Consider the following 14,810-nt stretch of genomic DNA (forward strand, 5'->3'; position numbering starts at 1 on the left):
CCACGCGACCGACGCCGGATGGCGAGGGCGTCGGGGCCGTAGCCCCGACCTACGCCCGGATCAATCGCCGCGCAGATCGCCATGCAGCGCCTGCAGCGCGGCGATCGCCGCGAGCCCCGCGGTCTCGGTGCGCAGGATCCGCGGGCCGAGCCCGAGTCCTTCGAAACCCGCCGCCTGCAGCTGCCCGCGATCGCGCGGCGACCAGCCGCCTTCCGGCCCGATCGCGATGGCGATGGCGATGCGGGCGCCGGCGTCGCCCGTGGCCGGCAGCGCCAGTGACGACAGGCCGTGGGGCCCGGCCGGATCGAGGGTCAGCTTCAGCGCGGCGGAGTCCGCATGCGCCGCGACGGCCGCGATCGCCGCCGGATCGGCAACCTCCGGAACGCGCGCCCGCCCGCACTGCTCGCAGGCCGAGGCCACGACGCTGCGCCAGTGCGCGAGCCGCTTTTCCATCCGCGCACCGTCGAGCCGCACCTCGGTGCGTTCGGCCTCCACCGGCACGATCCGCGCCACGCCCAGCTCGGTGGCCTTCTGCAGGATCAGGTCCATCTTCTCGCCGCGGGCGATGCCCTGCAGCAGGGTGATGCGCAGCGGCGATTCGTTGTCGACCGCCTGCCTGGCGTGCACTTCGACCAGCGTCTCGCGCTTGCCGGCCGCCACGATCCGCGCGGGGTAGTCGTGGCCGTCGCCGTTGAACAGCACGCAGTCGTCGCCTTCGCGCAGGCGCAGCACGCGGACCAGGTGCGCGGCCGCGGCCTCGGGCAGCGCCAGGCGTGCGCCGATCGCCAGCGGCGCGCCGACGAAGGCCCGGATCACGCGCATGCGCTGGCCTCGCGGATCGCGGCGGCGGTGGTCTCGGCGAGCAGCGCAAGCTGCGCGTCGTCGACGCAGTACGGCGGCATCCAGTACAGCACGTCGCCGAGCGGACGCAGCAGCACGCCGCGCTCGAGCGCGGCGCGATAGGCGCGCAGGCCGATCCGCAGCGCCGGATCGAAGGGCGTGCGCCGGTCGCCGTCCCGCGCGAGTTCGAACGCGAGGATCATCCCCGTCTGGCGCACGTCGGCGACATGCGGGAGTTTCGCGATCGGTTCCGCCAGCGCGCGCATCCTCGCCGCGGTGCCGCGGTTGCGCGCCAGCACGTCGTCGGCCTCGAAGATGTCCAGCGACGCCAGCGCGGCGGCACAGGCCAGCGGGTTGCCGGTGTAGCTGTGCGAGTGCAGGAAGGCGCGCTCGCGCGAGTCGTCGAGGAAGCCGTCGTAGATCGCCTGCGTCGCCAGCACCGCGGCCAGCGGCAGGAAGCCGCCGGTCAGGCCCTTGGACAGGCACAGCAGGTCCGGCTGCACGCCGGCCTGTTCGCAGGCGAACATCGTGCCGGTGCGGCCGAAGCCGACCGCGATCTCGTCGGCGACCAGGAAGATGCCGTGCACGTCGCACAGCTCGCGCACCCGGCGCAGGTACGCCGGATGGTGCATGCGCATGCCGCCGGCGCACTGCACCAGCGGCTCCAGCACCAGCGCGCAGACCTCGCCGGCATGCTCGTCGAGCAGGTGGGCGAGCGCATCGGCGGCGTCGTTGGCGCAGCCTTCCGCACTCTGGCCGTCGCGGGCGAGGTACGCATCGGGCGAGGGTGCGAAGATCGCATCCATCAGCAGCGGCGCGTAGATGCGCCGGTACAGCGGGATGTCGCCCACCGACAGCGCGCCGATCGTCTCGCCGTGGTAGCCGTTGTGCAGCGCCACGAACTTCGTGCGCCGTGGTTCGTCGCCGCGGTTGCGGAACCAGTGGAACGCCATCTTCAGCGCGACCTCGATCCCGGCCGAACCGTTGTCGGCGTAGAACACCTTGGCCAGCGGTGCGCGGCCGGCCTCGCGCGGCGCGATCGCCAGCAGGCGCTCGGCCAGTTCCACCGCCGGCGGGTGCGAACAGCCGGCGAGGATCACCTGCTCCAGCGTGCGCGCCTGGCGGGCGACGGCCTCGGCGATGCGCGGCTCGGCGTGGCCGTGCAGGTTGACCCACCAGCTGCTGACGGCGTCGAGGTAGCGCCGCCCGTCCTGCCCGACCAGCCAGGCGCCGTCGCCGCGTGCCACCGGCAGCAGCGGCAGCACGTTGCGGCCCTCGATCGTTTGATGCTCGCGCATCTGCGTGCAGGGGTGCCAGAGCACGGCGAGGTCGCGCGAACGCCAGCGCTCGGCGTCGTCTAGAATGGCGTCATCGTGAGTCGACATCCCACCATTATCGCCCGTGGCCAGGCCGGGGCGGCGCCGTGACGCGCCGCCTGCCCACGATCCACGGCATCACCGAGCACGACGCCGGCCCCTACCGCATGGAGCGACTGGACCTGGAGTTCAGCAACGGCGAGCGCCGCCAGTTCGAGCGCCTGCGCGGGCGTGGCCACGGCGCGGTGGCGGTGGTGCCGCTGCTCGACGACGACACCGTGCTGCTGGTGCGCGAATACGCCGCCGGCCTGCACCGCTACGAGCTGGGCCTGGTCAAGGGCCGGATCGACGCCGGCGAAACGCCGCTGCAGGCCGCCGACCGCGAGTTGAAGGAGGAGGCCGGCTACGGCGCGCGCCGGCTCGACGTGGTGCGCACGCTGACCCTGGCCCCGGTCTACATGAGCCACGAAACCACGGTGGTGCTGGCGCGCGACCTGTACCCCGAACGCCTGCCCGGCGACGAGCCGGAAGAACTGGAAGTGGTGCCGTGGAAACTCGACGCGCTCGGCGAACTGCTGCTGCGCGACGACTTCTCGGAGGGCCGGTCCATTGCCGCCCTGTTCGCGGCGCGCGAATACCTGAGGCTGCAGGCGGATGCTTGAGTTCGAAGCGATCGCGGCGCTGCGCGAGGACGTGCTGGCGATCGCGCAGGAGGCCTCGGCGGCGATCCTCGGGGTCTACGAAGGCGAGTTCGACGTCGAGCACAAGGCCGATGCCAGCCCGCTGACCGCCGCCGACCTCGCCGCGCACCGCTGCATCGTCGCCGGCCTGTCGCGGCTGACGCCGGAGATCCCGGTGCTCTCGGAGGAATCGGCGCACACGATCGCGCTCGACGTGCGCCGCGGCTGGACGCGGCTGTGGCTGGTCGACCCGCTCGACGGCACCCGCGAGTTCGTCAAGCGCAACGGCGAGTTCACGGTCAACATCGCGCTGATCGACCGGGGCGTGGCGGTGTTCGGCGTGATCCAGGCGCCGGTGACCGGCGTGCTGTGGCACGGCGCGCCCGGGCACGGCGCGTTCCGCCGCGACGGCGACGGCGAGCGGCCCGTGCAGGTGCGCGCGCCGGCCACGGCGCCGCTGCAGGTGGCCGCCAGCCGTTCGCACCTGGACCCGCGCACCGCGGCGCTGATGCAGCGCATCGGCGACGTCGAAACCATCGGCCTCGGCTCCTCGCTCAAGTTCTGCCGGCTGGCAGAGGGCGGCATGGACGTCTATCCGCGCTTCGGCCCGACCAGCGAATGGGACACCGCCGCGGGCCAGGCGATCCTCGAAGCCGCGGGCGGGGCCGTGCTCGATCCGCAGGGCCGGCCGTTCCGCTACAACCAGCGCGATACCCTGCTCAACGGCGATTTCATTGCGCTGGGGGATACGTCGCTGCCGTGGATGACGTGGCTGTAGAACTGCGCGCGCCGCCCACCCTTCGCTCCCGCACGCCGACGTGACCACATCCTCCGCCGATATCCAGCGCCTCCTCGAGATCATGGCCCGCCTGCGCACGCCGGGCACCGGCTGCCCCTGGGACCTGGAGCAGGACTTCTCGACCATCGCGCCCTACACGATCGAGGAAGCCTACGAGGTCGCCGACGCGATCGACCGCGGTGATCTCCCCGCGCTGAAGGACGAACTCGGCGACCTGCTGCTGCAGGTGGTGTTCCATGCGCGCATGGCGCAGGAGCAGGGCGCGTTCGCGTTCGCCGACGTGGTCGCGGCGATCTGCGACAAGATGGTGCGCCGGCATCCGCACGTGTTCGGCGATGCGTCGTTCGCCGATGCCGATGCGCAGACGGCGAACTGGGAGGCGATCAAGCGCGCCGAACGCGAGGCGGCCGGCGAACAGGATGATTCGGCGCTCGCGGGCATCTCCCGTGGATTGCCGGAATGGCAGCGCGCGGTGAAGCTGCAGGACCGCGCGGCCAGAGTCGGCTTCGACTGGCCGGGGCCGGCGCCCGTCATCGACAAGCTGCATGAGGAGATCGACGAGGTGCGCGCTGAATTCGCAGCGGTGGCCGCGGACCCGGACGATGCCGGTGCGCAGGCGCGGCTGCAGGACGAGATCGGCGACCTGCTGTTGATCGCCGCCAACCTCGCCCGGCACGCGAAGGTCGACGTCGGCGCCGCGCTGCGCGGCGCCAACCACAAGTTCGAGCGCCGCTTCCGCATGATGGAAGCGCTGGCCGAGGCCGACGGCGTGCGCCTGCAGGACCTGCCGCTGGAACGACAGGATGCGTACTGGGAGCGCGCGAAGGCCGGGATCGGGACGTCCTGAGGGATGCTCCTTGCCCGTCATCCCGGCGAAAGCCGGGATCCATTTGCTGTTGCTGCCATGGTGGAAGAACAGCCAAAGGCAACGTCAACATGGATCCCGGCTTTCGCCGGGATGACGGCCGGGACGCTGTCGGGATGAAGGGTCCGGCTTTCACCGCGATGCGGTTGCCAACCACGAACCACCCACCATGAACCTCAAGCAGGCCCCCTCATGAAAACCCTGCTGCTCTTCATCGCCACCGCCTTCGCCGAGATCATCGGCTGCTACCTGCCCTACCTGTGGCTGCGCAAGGGCGCCGGCGCCTGGCTGCTGCTGCCGGCCGCGGCCAGCCTCGTGCTGTTCGTGTGGCTGCTGAGCCTGCACCCGACGGCGTCGGGCCGCGTGTATGCGGCCTACGGTGGCGTCTACGTCAGCATCGCCATCGGCTGGCTGTGGCTGGTGGACGCGGTGAAGCCGACCCGCTGGGACCTGCTGGGCGCGCTGTTGTGCCTGGCCGGCATGGCGGTCATCATGTTTTCACCGAGGCCCGCATGACCGGAGGGAGGACATGAGCCGCTTCGCCAGCTTCCGCGAGTTCTATCCGTTCTACCTGGGCGAGCACAGCCACCGCACCTCGCGCCGGCTGCATTTCGTCGGCAGCTGCGGCGCGCTCGCCTTCGTCGCGCTCGCCATCGTCCAGCGCAACGCCTGGTGGCTGCTGGCCGCGCTGGTGTGCGGCTATGCCTTCGCATGGGTGGGGCACTTCTTCTTCGAGAAGAACCGGCCGGCGACGTTCCGGCATCCGTTCTATTCGTTCGCCGGCGACTGGGTGATGTTCAAGGACATCCTCACCGGCAAAATCCGGTTCTGAGCGGCGGCGTCCGGATCGCCGCCCGACGATGGACGGGGGCGAACCGGACTCAATCGAGGAAGATCAGCCACGCCGCCACCGCGATCAGCGCGAACCCGGCCCAGTGGTTCCACTTCAGCGGCTGGCCGAGGTACCAGGCCGAGAAGCCGGCGAACACCAGCAGGGTGATCACTTCCTGCATGCCCTTGAGCTGCGGCGCGGAGTAGACCGCTGCGCCGATGCGGTTGGCCGGCACCATCAGGCAGTACTCGAAGAAGGCGATGCCCCAGCTGACCAGGATCACCGCCAGCAGCGGCGCGGACCTGTACTTCAGGTGGCCGTACCAGGCGAAGGTCATGAACACGTTGGAGCCGAGCAGCAGCAGGATCGGGAGCAGGCGGTCGAGGGCGGGCATGGGAGGCTCGGCGGGCGGGAGGGGGCGGGAGCGCGGGGTTCCGGGCGCTGACGATGGGCATCTTCACGGCGCTTGTACAGCCCTGCGGGCATCCTTCACAAAGCTGAAGAACCCGTCGAGGAACACGTATGCGTGCAGGGCAGGAATCTGGGGGGTTGGTCCTGATCGTCGAGGACAACCGCAACATTTCGGAGATGGTGGGCGAGTATCTGGAGGGCCGCGGTTTCGAGGTCGATTACGCCTCGGACGGGCTCGACGGCTACCGGCTCGCGGTGGAGAACAGCTACGACGTGATCGTGCTGGACCTGATGCTGCCGCGGCTGGACGGCGTCGAGGTCTGCAAGCGCCTGCGCACCGAGGCGCGCAAGTCGACGCCGGTGCTGATGCTCACCGCGCGCGACACGCTCGACGAGAAGCTCACCGGCCTGTCCTCGGGCGCCGACGACTACCTGACCAAGCCCTTCGCGATCCAGGAACTGGAAGCGCGCCTGCGCGCCCTGATCCGGCGCGAGCGCCGCCAGGTGGGCTCGGAAGTGCTGAAGGTCGCCGACCTCGTGCTCGACCCGGCCAGCATGCGCGCCACCCGCGGCGGCACCGAGCTGCAGCTCTCGCCGATCGGCATGAAGCTGCTGACGATCCTGATGCGCGAATCGCCGCGCGTGGTGAACCGGCAGGAGATCGAGCGCGAGATCTGGGGCAACGGCCTGCCCGATTCCGACACCCTGCGCAGCCACCTCTACAACCTGCGCAAGGTCATCGACAAGCCGTTCGACAAGCCGCTGCTGCACACCGTGCAGAGCGCCGGCTACCGGATCGCCGACATCGACCAGTCGCCGGCCTGACGACCGGCGGAGCGACACGATGCCGCAGGGGCTGCCGCGCCGGATCCGCTATGCCTTCGTCACCCAGGGGCTGCTGGCGAGCCTGGTGGTGGTGTTCGGCGTCGGCCTGGTGACCCTGGTCACCCGGGACGCACTGGTCCGGCAGCAGCTCGACGTCGAGGCGGAGGCCTACTGGCAGCGGCACGCGGGACAGGGAGCGCTCGCGCCGCTGCCGGCGACCGCCGCGATCCGCGGCTACTACGGCTCGCCGGTCGTGGCGGGGGCGGGGATCCCGGCCTACGTGCAATCGCTGCCGGATGGCGTCAACCACCTCTACCAGTCGCAGCGCGCCGTGCTCGTGGAGCGGCGCTCCGACGGCACCCTTTACCTGGTGGCGGAAACGCGCGACGTCGATCGCCTGATGTGGGGCTCGGCCGCGGCGCTGATCCTGTTCGGGCTGCTGGCAGTGCTGGCGATCACCACGATGACCTACCGAAAATCGCGCGGCATCGTGCTGCCGATCAACCGCCTGGCGGAGGAAGTGGCGCGCTGGGACCCGTCGCAGGGCGACGTGGCCGCATCGCTGGCGACCTCCGACCTGTCCGAAGACCGCAGCCGTGAAGTGCGCGCGCTGTCGGCGGCGCTGCACGGGCTGGCCGGGCGGGTCGCGGATTTCGTGCAGCGCGAGCGCGACTTCACCCGCGACGCCAGCCACGAGCTGCGCACGCCGCTGACGGTGGTCCGCGTCGCCAGCGACATGATGCTTTCGGACCCGTCGATGCCGGAACACGGCCGGCGCTCGCTGCAGCGCATCCAGCGCGCGGGGCGCGACATGGAGGACGTGATCGACGCCTTCCTGATCCTTGCCCGCGAAGGCGGCGTGGCGCCGGTCAGCGAGGAGTTCGACGTGCGCGAGGTGGTGCTGGAGGAAGTCGAGAAGGCGCGCCCGCTGCTGGCCGGCAAGCCGGTGGAACTGCGGGTGTCCGGGGAGGCGTCGCCGCACCTGTTCGCGCCGCCGCGGGTGCTGGGGGTCGTGGTCTGCAACCTGCTGCAGAACGCCTGCACCTTCACCGAATCGGGCAGCGTGGACGTGGCGATCGAGGCCGATGCGGTGATCGTCCGCGACACCGGCATCGGCATGTCCGCCGAGACCCTGCGGCATGCCCACGAGCCCTTCTACCGCGCCGACACCTTCAGCCCCCTGGGCAAGGGCTTCGGCCTGAGCATCGCCAGTCGGCTCGCGCACCGCTTCGGCTGGCAGCTCGCGCTCGAGAGCGTGCCGGGCAGGGGCACCACCGCGACGCTGCGCTTCGTGCCGGTGACGGCTTCCTGAGCGCCGGCGCGACGATGGCCGCGAGGCTGTCAACGCGCGGGAATGCGGTGCGTTAGCCTGCCTCGACGCCACAGCTTCCCGGACCCGCCCGCATGAGCAAAGCCCCGTCCCGCCGCAAGCGGCCGTTTCCCCGTACCGTCGTGGCCGCGATCGTGGTGGTCGCCGTCGCGGCCTGGGCCTGGTTCTGGTGGCAGGGCACGCGCGGCGCGGCCTCGGAATCGGCCTGGCGCACGGTGCAGGTCGAGCGCGGCGACATCCGCGTGGCGATTTCCGCCACCGGCACCCTGAGCGCGATCTCCACCGTCACCGTGGGCAGCCAGATTTCCGGCCAGGTCACCGAGGTGCTGGTCGACTTCAACAGCGCGGTGAAGAAGGACGACGTGCTGGCGCGGATCGACCCGAGCACCTACGAGGCGCAGATCGAGCAGGGCAACGCCCAGATCGCCTCGGCGCGCGCCTCGCTGGCGCAGGCGCAGGCGACCCTGCGCAACGCAGAACTGGACTACCGGCGCAAGGCCGACCTCGGCCAGCAGAAGCTGGTCGCGCAGAGCGACATCGACCTGGCCAGGGCCGCCTTTGATCAGGCGCGCGCGCAGGTCGCCTCGACCCAGGCGCAGATCCGCCAGCAGACCGCGTCCACCCAGACCACCCGCGTCAACCTCGACCGCACCGTGATCCGCTCGCCGGTCGACGGCGTGGTGCTGACCCGCACCATCGAGCCGGGCCAGACCGTGGCCGCCAGCCTGCAGGCGCCGGAGCTGTTCACCATCGCCGAGGACCTGTCGAAGATGAAGATCGAGCTGGCGGTGGACGAGGCCGACATCGGCCAGGTCCGGCAGGGGCAGACGGTGTCGTTCACCGCCGACGCCTTCCCCGACCGCCAGTTCCGCGGCGTGGTCGACCAGGTGCGCCTGGCCGCGACTACGACCAACAACGTCGTCACCTATCCGGTCGTGGTCAGCGTCGACAACGCCGACGGCACGCTGCTGCCCGGGCTGACGGTCAATGCCGAGATCGAGGTCAGCAACCGCAAGGACGTGCTGAAGGTGTCGAATGCGGCGCTGCGCTACAAGCCTGTGGGCGAAGCGGCGCCGCAGGGTGCGCAGGGCGCCGGTCGCGGCGGCGCGGGCATGGTTGCGGAACTGGAGCGTGTGGTCGCCGAGCTCGACCTCAACGCCGAACAGCGCGCCGCGTTCGACGCCGCTGCCGCCGCGCAGCGCCAGCGCGCGGAAGCCGCGCGTCAGTCCGCCGGCACGCAGTCGCAGTCACGCGGCAACGCCGGCGGCCCGCCGCCCGGCGCGATGGTGATCCGCATGGGCGGGGGCAGCGACGCCAACGTGCAGGCGCAGATCCGCCAGCGCATGCTCGAGCGCATGCAGGAGAACTACGCCGGCTTCACCCGCCTGCTCGACGACTCGCAGCGCCAGCGCTGGGACGCCGCGCTCGCGTCCTCGCTCAACGCCACCCGCGCCACCCTGTACCGGCTGGTCGACGGCCGCCGCGAAGCAGTGGCGGTGCGCGTCGGCGCCAGCGACGGCAGCAGCACCGAGATCAGCGGCAACGTCGAGGTCGGCGACGAGATCATCACCGGCGAGCGCGCGCGGAAATGACACAGGCCATGGACGCCACGCCGGTCATCGAGACCCGCGCGCTGCGCAAGGTCTACGCCGAGGGCAGCGAGGCCGAGGTGGTCGCGCTCGCCGGCGCGGACCTGGTGATCGGGCGCGGCGAGTTCGTCGCGATCATGGGGCCCTCGGGCTCGGGCAAGTCGACGCTGATGAACCTGGTCGGCTGCCTCGACACGCCGAGTTCCGGCCAGTACCTGTGCGACGGCGTCGACGTCGCCACGCTCGACCGCGAGCAGCTGGCGGCGCTGCGCCGCGACAAGATCGGCTTCGTGTTCCAGGGCTTCAACCTGCTGCCGCGGATGACGGCGGAGGACAACGTCGCGATGCCGCTCGGCTACGCGCAGGTGCCGCCGCCCGAGCGCCGTCGGCTGGCGCAGGAGGCGCTGGCGGCCGTGGGCCTGGCGGGACGCGCCACGCACCGGCCCAGCGAACTGTCCGGCGGCCAGCAGCAGCGCGTGGCGATCGCGCGCGCGCTGATCAACCGGCCGGCGATCCTGCTGGCCGACGAACCCACCGGCGCACTCGACTCGAAGACCGGCGAGGAGATCCTGGCGCTGTTCAAGCGCCTGCGCGACGACGGGCATACGGTGGTGCTGATCACCCACGACGCCGAGGTGGCGGCGCATGCCGATCGCACCTGCGTGATGCGCGACGGCGAGTTGCATGAAGAGCCGGGATTCGGGAGTCGGGAATCGGGAATCGAGGCATTCTCCGCATCGCATCCCGTACTGCCGGATCCCGAGTCCCCGATTCCGAATTCCGGATCCGAACCATGAACTTCACGGACGTCCTGCGCACAGCCCTGTTTGCACTGCGCGGCAACTGGATGCGCAGCGCGCTGACCTCGCTGGGCGTGATCATCGGCATCGCCTCGGTGATCGTGATGGTCTCGGTCGGGCAGGGCACGCAGGCCGAGATCGACAAGATGGTCGCCGGACTCGGTTCGCAGCGGCTCGACGTCTCGCCCAACGTGGCGCGCAGCAGCGGCGGCGTGCGCATGAGCGCGAGCAGCTTCTTCACACTGTCGCAGGACGACGTGGACGCGATCCGCAGCGAGATTCCCGAAGTGCAATACATCTCCGGATCGCTGCGCGGCAGCAGCCAGGTGGTGTACGCCGAGCGCAACTGGAACAGCAGCTGGCAGGGCGTGGATCCGGACTACCTGGTCATCAACGGCTGGAGCATCGCCGACGGCGAGGGCTTCGAGGCCAGCGGCGACGACAAGACGGTGCTGATCGGCGAGACCGTGCGCCGGGAGCTGTTCGGCGACGAGAGCGGCATCGGCGAGACCATCCGCATCGGCCGCGTGCCGCTGACCGTGGCCGGCACCCTGGCGCCGAAGGGGCAGAGCAGCTTCGGCCGCGACCAGGACGAGATCGTCATGGTGCCGCTGGAAACCGCGCGCCGCCGGCTGATGGGCTCGATGGGCATGCCGCCCAAGGCGGTGATGGAAATCTCGCTGGCGGTGTCCGACGCCGACGAGCTGGCCTACGTGCAGGGCGAGTTGGAATCGCTGTTACGCCAGCGCCATCGCATCGCCCCGGGCGCGGAGGACGACTTCCGCGTGCGCAACATGTCCGAGATCGTGGCCACGCGCACCGCGACCACGCGGCTGATGTCGTGGCTGCTGGGCGCGGTGGCGACCATCTCGCTGATCGTCGGCGGCATCGGCATCATGAACATCATGCTGGTGTCGGTGACCGAGCGCATCCGCGAGATCGGCCTGCGCATGGCGGTCGGTGCCGGGCCGTCGGACATCCGCCGCCAGTTCCTCGCCGAGGCGATGCTGCTGTCGCTGGGCGGCGGCGTGCTCGGCATCCTGATCGGCGTCGTCGGCGCCCTGCTGGTGGGGCAGTTCAACAGCGAACTGCCGGTCGAGCTCAACGGCAAGGTGATCGCGCTGGCGGCCGGCTTCTCGATCGCCACCGGGCTGTTCTTCGGCTACTACCCGGCGAGCAAGGCCAGCCAGCTCGATCCGATCGAAGCATTGCGCCAACAATAGGAGTGCCTTCAGGCGCGATGCTTTTCCTCACCGGTCCCGAATCCCGAATCAAAAAGCATCGCGCCTGAAGGCGCTCCTACGGGAAGGCCCGCAGGGTATCCTTACGTTTTCCGCGCAGGATCCCGCCATGCGCTGGCTTCTCCTCCTCTTGATGGCAATGCTTTCGATGACCGCGACCGCGCAGGACCGCCCCGTTTCCCCGACCGCGCTGGTGATCCACGGCGGCGCCGGCGTGATCGAACGCGCCGACCTCGGTGCGGACGACGAGCGCGCGATCCGCGCGGCGCTGGACGCGGCGCTGGACGCCGGCCAGGCCGTGCTGGCGCGCGGCGGCAGCGCGCTGGACGCGGTCGAGGCCGCGGTGGTCGCACTGGAGGAGTCGCCGCGCTTCAACGCCGGCAAGGGCGCCGTGTACAACGCCGAAGGCGGGCACGAACTCGACGCCTCGGTCATGGAAGGCCACACCCGCCGCGCCGGCGCGGTGGCCGGCGTGACCACGGTGCGCAACCCGATCCGGCTGGCGCGCGCGGTGATGGAGCATTCGCCGCACGTGATGCTGATCGGCGAGGGCGCCGAGGCGTTCGCCGACGCGCAGCCGGGGATCGAGCGCGTGCCCAACGACTGGTTCGACACCGAAACGCGCCACGAGCAGCTGAAGAAGGCGCAGCAGCGCGAGCGCGACCAGGCGCAGGCCGCGACCGACCTCAAGGGAAAATACTTCGGCACCGTCGGTGCGGTGGCGCTCGATGCGCAGGGCCACATCGCCACGGCGACCTCCACCGGCGGCATGACCAACAAGAAGTGGGGCCGCGTCGGCGATTCGCCGATCGTCGGCGCCGGCACCTGGGCCGACGATCGCTGCGGCGTGTCGGGTACCGGCTGGGGCGAGTTCTTCATCCGCAACGCGGTCGCGCACGACATCTGCGCGCGCGTGGCCTACCGCGGCGACACGCTGCAGGCCGCGGCCGACGAGGTGATCATGAAGGTGGTGCCGGAACTCGGCGGCGACGGCGGCGCGATCGCGCTCGACCGCGACGGCAACATCGCCATGCCGTTCAACACCTCGGGCATGTACCGCGGCTGGGTGAAGCCGGACGGCAGCCGCGGCACCGCGATCTTCCGCGAGGACTGATTCCTTCGGGCCCGGCCTGCAGCCGGTGTGCAGGCTGGATCAATCCGGCTGCTGCAGGTACGGCGCGATGATGCCGCGCCACAGCGCGTAGCCGCGGGCATTGATGTGCAGCCTGTCCTCGATGAAGAGGCCGGCGTCGGGTTGGCCCTGCGCATCGAGCATCGGCGTGAAGACGTCGATGAAGTCGATGCCGTCGCGGGTCGCGGCCCATTCGCGCACCAGCGCGTTCGCCTCGCGCTGGCGTTCAAGCTGCGCCGCGCGCAGCGGGCTGGGCTTGATTGCGATGTAGCCGATGCGCAGGCCGGGCTGGTCGCGGTGCAGGCGCGCCACCAGGGCCTGGAAGTCGGACAGCACCTGCGCTGGACTGCGCCCGGCGTCGATGTCGTTGTCGCCGGCGTAGACCAGCACCTGGCGCGGCCGGTAGCGCAGCACGAGCGGGTCGGCGTACCAGACCGAATCGCGCATGTGCGAGCCGCCGAAGCCGCGATTCAGCACGGGCACGCCCGGGAAGTCCTGCGCGAGGGTGTCCCACAGGCGCACCGAGGAACTGCCCGTGAACACCACCGGATGCGGCGGCGGCGGGGTGGCGGCGTCTTCGGCGGCGAAGCGCGCCATGTCGGCGGCCCAGGCCGGTGAAGACACCGGATCGACCCCCGCCGGGACATCCCCGGAGGCGGCCTGTGGAGCGCTGCGGCACGCGGGCAGCGCCAGCAGCGTGGCGAGGGCAAAAAGCAGCAGCAGCGCTTTGCAGGGGCTTGCAGGGATTCTCACGGCCTGTTTCCAATGATGGCTGGATCGTGATTCCGGCGGCGGTTTGCGGCGCGTTTGCGCAGCACCGGCACCGCGTGAAAATACGCTGGAATCACGCGCAACTATGGCAAAATTGCACTGTTGCGGCCAACGCCGCGCCCATGACAGCTGCATGCCATCGACCCTGTCGCAGTCTCCGCCCGGCGTTGCCGGTCGCCGCCTCGGGGATGCAGGCCCGGACCCGTGGATGCGGGTCGCGTGATGGCCGACGAAACCGGGCACCTGCCGCGCCGTCCCGCCCGCATCCTGATGGCGACCCGCTGGTCGCTGCAGGGGCTGAAGGCGGCGTGGCTGCACGAGTCCTCGTTCCGGCTGGAGGTGTACCTGCTGGCGGTGCTCGGGCCGCTGGCGCTGTGGCTGGGCAACGATGGCGTCGAGCGCGCGCTGCTGCTGGGCAGCTGCCTGCTGGTGCTGGCGGTCGAGCTGCTCAATTCCGCGGTCGAGGCGGTGATCGAGCGCTACGGCGCCGAGCACCACGAACTGGCCGGGCGCGCGAAGGACATGGGCTCGGCCGCGGTGTTCGTGACGATGCTGAACGTGTTGCTGGTGTGGGGGCTGGTACTGGCCCCGCGCTGGCTCTAGGGACCGAAAAGAGGAAGTCAATCCGATGCTGGAGCTGTTGAGCGATCCGCAGGTGTGGATCCTGTTACTGACCCTGAGCACGATCGAGATCGTGCTGGGCATCGACAACCTGGTGTTCATCTCGATCGCGGTCAGCAAGCTGCCGCCGGAGCGTCGCGAGTTCGCGCGCAAGTTCGGCATCGCGGTGGCCTGCATCACCCGCATCGGCCTGCTGCTGACGCTGGCCTGGCTGGCGAGCCTGACCGCCGACCTGTTCGTGCTGTTCGGGCAGGGCATCTCGGTGCGCGACCTGGTGCTGATCCTCGGCGGCGTGTTCCTGCTGGTGAAGGGCGCGCTGGAGATCCGCGAAATGATCGGCGGCGGCCATGACGACGGCGGCCCCGCGGCGAAGGCGGCGGTGTCCTTCGGCGGCGTGATCGCGCAGATCGCGGTGATCGACATCGTGTTCTCGCTCGACTCGGTGATCGCCGCGGTCGGCATGGCCGGCGACTACGTGCCGGTGATGGTCGCCGCGATCCTGATCGCGGTCAGCGTGATGCTGCTGGCGGCGCGTCCGCTGGGCCAGTTCATCGACGCCAATCCGACGGTGAAGATGCTGGCGCTGGCCTTCATCGTGCTGATCGGCGCCTACCTGCTGCTGGAAGGCTTCGACGTGCACATTCCGAAGGGCTACATCTACGGTTCGATGGGCTTCTCGGTGCTGGTCGAGGTCCTCAACCTCTGGGCCAAGCGCAACGCACGGCGGCGCGGCGAACTGTTCTGACCGCCTGTGGCGG

Annotated in this window: 17 protein-coding genes; 13 read left to right on the plus strand and 4 right to left on the minus strand. The window is 70.5% G+C overall.

Annotated elements, in window-relative coordinates:
- Nucleotides 1-60: 60 nt before the first annotated feature.
- A complete protein-coding gene (locus tag FQY83_RS07680; protein ID WP_146386756.1) occupies nt 61-822 on the minus strand; it encodes a 16S rRNA (uracil(1498)-N(3))-methyltransferase in 762 nt (253 codons plus the stop codon).
- Nucleotides 813-2,225, minus strand: coding sequence for an adenosylmethionine--8-amino-7-oxononanoate transaminase (gene bioA, locus FQY83_RS07685; protein WP_146386758.1), 1,413 nt, complete (start codon nt 2,223-2,225; stop codon nt 813-815). Before bioA ends, FQY83_RS07680 begins: the two co-directional genes overlap by 10 nt.
- A gap of 38 nt (nt 2,226-2,263) precedes the next feature.
- On the opposite strand from bioA, the gene nudE reads away from it, so the two are divergent.
- The 5 genes from nudE to FQY83_RS07710 all read left to right on the plus strand — a co-directional run bounded on the left by nudE (nt 2,264) and on the right by FQY83_RS07710 (nt 5,332).
- A complete protein-coding gene (gene nudE / locus FQY83_RS07690) occupies nt 2,264-2,818 on the plus strand; it encodes an ADP compounds hydrolase NudE (RefSeq protein ID WP_146386760.1) in 555 nt (184 codons plus the stop codon).
- The gene (cysQ, locus tag FQY83_RS07695; protein WP_146386762.1) at nt 2,811-3,614 is read left to right on the plus strand and encodes a 3'(2'),5'-bisphosphate nucleotidase CysQ; all 804 of its coding nucleotides are present in this window, start codon (nt 2,811-2,813) and stop codon (nt 3,612-3,614) included. Before nudE ends, cysQ begins: the two co-directional genes overlap by 8 nt.
- Nucleotides 3,615-3,654: 40 nt before the next feature.
- A complete protein-coding gene (mazG, locus tag FQY83_RS07700) occupies nt 3,655-4,482 on the plus strand; it encodes a nucleoside triphosphate pyrophosphohydrolase (RefSeq protein WP_425478611.1) in 828 nt (275 codons plus the stop codon).
- 210 nt (nt 4,483-4,692) lie between these two features.
- Complete coding sequence (locus FQY83_RS07705; protein WP_146386764.1) at nt 4,693-5,016, plus strand: YnfA family protein; 324 nt, start codon at nt 4,693-4,695, stop codon at nt 5,014-5,016.
- A gap of 13 nt (nt 5,017-5,029) precedes the next feature.
- Nucleotides 5,030-5,332: an Mpo1-like protein gene (locus FQY83_RS07710; protein WP_146386766.1), complete on the plus strand. Its 303-nt coding sequence runs from the start codon at nt 5,030-5,032 to the stop codon at nt 5,330-5,332.
- A gap of 49 nt (nt 5,333-5,381) precedes the next feature.
- On the opposite strand, the gene FQY83_RS07715 is transcribed toward FQY83_RS07710, so the two are convergent.
- The gene (locus tag FQY83_RS07715) at nt 5,382-5,726 is read right to left on the minus strand and encodes a DMT family protein (RefSeq protein ID WP_146386768.1); all 345 of its coding nucleotides are present in this window, start codon (nt 5,724-5,726) and stop codon (nt 5,382-5,384) included.
- Nucleotides 5,727-5,854: 128 nt separating this feature from the next.
- Here FQY83_RS07715 and FQY83_RS07720 point away from each other — a divergent pair, with 128 nt between their 5' ends.
- The 6 genes from FQY83_RS07720 (at nt 5,855) to FQY83_RS07745 (ending at nt 12,642) form a co-directional block, all read left to right on the plus strand.
- Nucleotides 5,855-6,568, plus strand: a complete 714-nt coding sequence (locus FQY83_RS07720) for a response regulator transcription factor (protein WP_146386770.1) — start codon at nt 5,855-5,857, stop codon at nt 6,566-6,568.
- Nucleotides 6,569-6,587: 19 nt separating this feature from the next.
- Nucleotides 6,588-7,880: a sensor histidine kinase gene (locus FQY83_RS07725; RefSeq protein ID WP_146386772.1), complete on the plus strand. Its 1,293-nt coding sequence runs from the start codon at nt 6,588-6,590 to the stop codon at nt 7,878-7,880.
- A 92-nt stretch (nt 7,881-7,972) separates the two neighbouring features.
- On the plus strand, nt 7,973-9,490 hold the full coding sequence (locus FQY83_RS07730; RefSeq protein WP_146386774.1) for an efflux RND transporter periplasmic adaptor subunit: 1,518 nt from the start codon (nt 7,973-7,975) through the stop codon (nt 9,488-9,490).
- Nucleotides 9,491-9,498: 8 nt separating this feature from the next.
- Entirely contained in the window at nt 9,499-10,284 is a 786-nt protein-coding gene (locus FQY83_RS07735; RefSeq protein WP_146387255.1) for an ABC transporter ATP-binding protein, read from the plus strand.
- Entirely contained in the window at nt 10,281-11,510 is a 1,230-nt protein-coding gene (locus FQY83_RS07740) for an ABC transporter permease (protein ID WP_146386776.1), read from the plus strand. Before FQY83_RS07735 ends, FQY83_RS07740 begins: the two co-directional genes overlap by 4 nt.
- Before the next feature lie 166 nt (nt 11,511-11,676).
- Nucleotides 11,677-12,642: an isoaspartyl peptidase/L-asparaginase family protein gene (locus FQY83_RS07745; protein ID WP_238333440.1), complete on the plus strand. Its 966-nt coding sequence runs from the start codon at nt 11,677-11,679 to the stop codon at nt 12,640-12,642.
- A gap of 39 nt (nt 12,643-12,681) precedes the next feature.
- Here FQY83_RS07745 and FQY83_RS07750 read toward each other — a convergent pair whose 3' ends face one another.
- Nucleotides 12,682-13,407: an SGNH/GDSL hydrolase family protein gene (locus tag FQY83_RS07750; RefSeq protein WP_146387257.1), complete on the minus strand. Its 726-nt coding sequence runs from the start codon at nt 13,405-13,407 to the stop codon at nt 12,682-12,684.
- A 246-nt stretch (nt 13,408-13,653) separates the two neighbouring features.
- Between FQY83_RS07750 and FQY83_RS07755 the strand changes: the two genes are divergently transcribed.
- Nucleotides 13,654-14,034, plus strand: coding sequence for a diacylglycerol kinase (locus FQY83_RS07755; protein ID WP_146386780.1), 381 nt, complete (start codon nt 13,654-13,656; stop codon nt 14,032-14,034).
- A gap of 25 nt (nt 14,035-14,059) precedes the next feature.
- Nucleotides 14,060-14,797 carry a TerC family protein gene (locus FQY83_RS07760; RefSeq protein ID WP_146386782.1) on the plus strand — a complete coding sequence of 246 codons (738 nt, stop codon included), beginning with the start codon at nt 14,060-14,062 and terminating at the stop codon, nt 14,795-14,797.
- Nucleotides 14,798-14,810: the final 13 nt, after the last annotated feature.

This window comes from Luteimonas marina (assembly GCF_007859325.1).
GTDB classification, from domain to species: domain Bacteria; phylum Pseudomonadota; class Gammaproteobacteria; order Xanthomonadales; family Xanthomonadaceae; genus Luteimonas; species Luteimonas marina.

Excerpts from the sequence above, each read along its gene's own strand:
- FQY83_RS07680 (WP_146386756.1), bottom strand. The coding sequence starts at position 822 with ATGCGCGTGATCCGGGCCTTCGTCGGCGCGCCGCTGGCGATCGGCGCA.
- bioA (WP_146386758.1), bottom strand. The coding sequence starts at position 2,225 with ATGTCGACTCACGATGACGCCATTCTAGACGACGCCGAGCGCTGGCGT.
- cysQ (WP_146386762.1), top strand. The coding sequence starts at position 2,811 with ATGCTTGAGTTCGAAGCGATCGCGGCGCTGCGCGAGGACGTGCTGGCG.
- FQY83_RS07705 (WP_146386764.1), top strand. The coding sequence starts at position 4,693 with ATGAAAACCCTGCTGCTCTTCATCGCCACCGCCTTCGCCGAGATCATC.
- FQY83_RS07710 (WP_146386766.1), top strand. The coding sequence starts at position 5,030 with ATGAGCCGCTTCGCCAGCTTCCGCGAGTTCTATCCGTTCTACCTGGGC.
- FQY83_RS07715 (WP_146386768.1), bottom strand. The coding sequence starts at position 5,726 with ATGCCCGCCCTCGACCGCCTGCTCCCGATCCTGCTGCTGCTCGGCTCC.
- FQY83_RS07720 (WP_146386770.1), top strand. The coding sequence starts at position 5,855 with ATGCGTGCAGGGCAGGAATCTGGGGGGTTGGTCCTGATCGTCGAGGAC.
- FQY83_RS07725 (WP_146386772.1), top strand. The coding sequence starts at position 6,588 with ATGCCGCAGGGGCTGCCGCGCCGGATCCGCTATGCCTTCGTCACCCAG.
- FQY83_RS07730 (WP_146386774.1), top strand. The coding sequence starts at position 7,973 with ATGAGCAAAGCCCCGTCCCGCCGCAAGCGGCCGTTTCCCCGTACCGTC.
- FQY83_RS07735 (WP_146387255.1), top strand. The coding sequence starts at position 9,499 with ATGGACGCCACGCCGGTCATCGAGACCCGCGCGCTGCGCAAGGTCTAC.
- FQY83_RS07740 (WP_146386776.1), top strand. The coding sequence starts at position 10,281 with ATGAACTTCACGGACGTCCTGCGCACAGCCCTGTTTGCACTGCGCGGC.
- FQY83_RS07745 (WP_238333440.1), top strand. The coding sequence starts at position 11,677 with ATGACCGCGACCGCGCAGGACCGCCCCGTTTCCCCGACCGCGCTGGTG.
- FQY83_RS07755 (WP_146386780.1), top strand. The coding sequence starts at position 13,654 with ATGGCCGACGAAACCGGGCACCTGCCGCGCCGTCCCGCCCGCATCCTG.
- FQY83_RS07760 (WP_146386782.1), top strand. The coding sequence starts at position 14,060 with ATGCTGGAGCTGTTGAGCGATCCGCAGGTGTGGATCCTGTTACTGACC.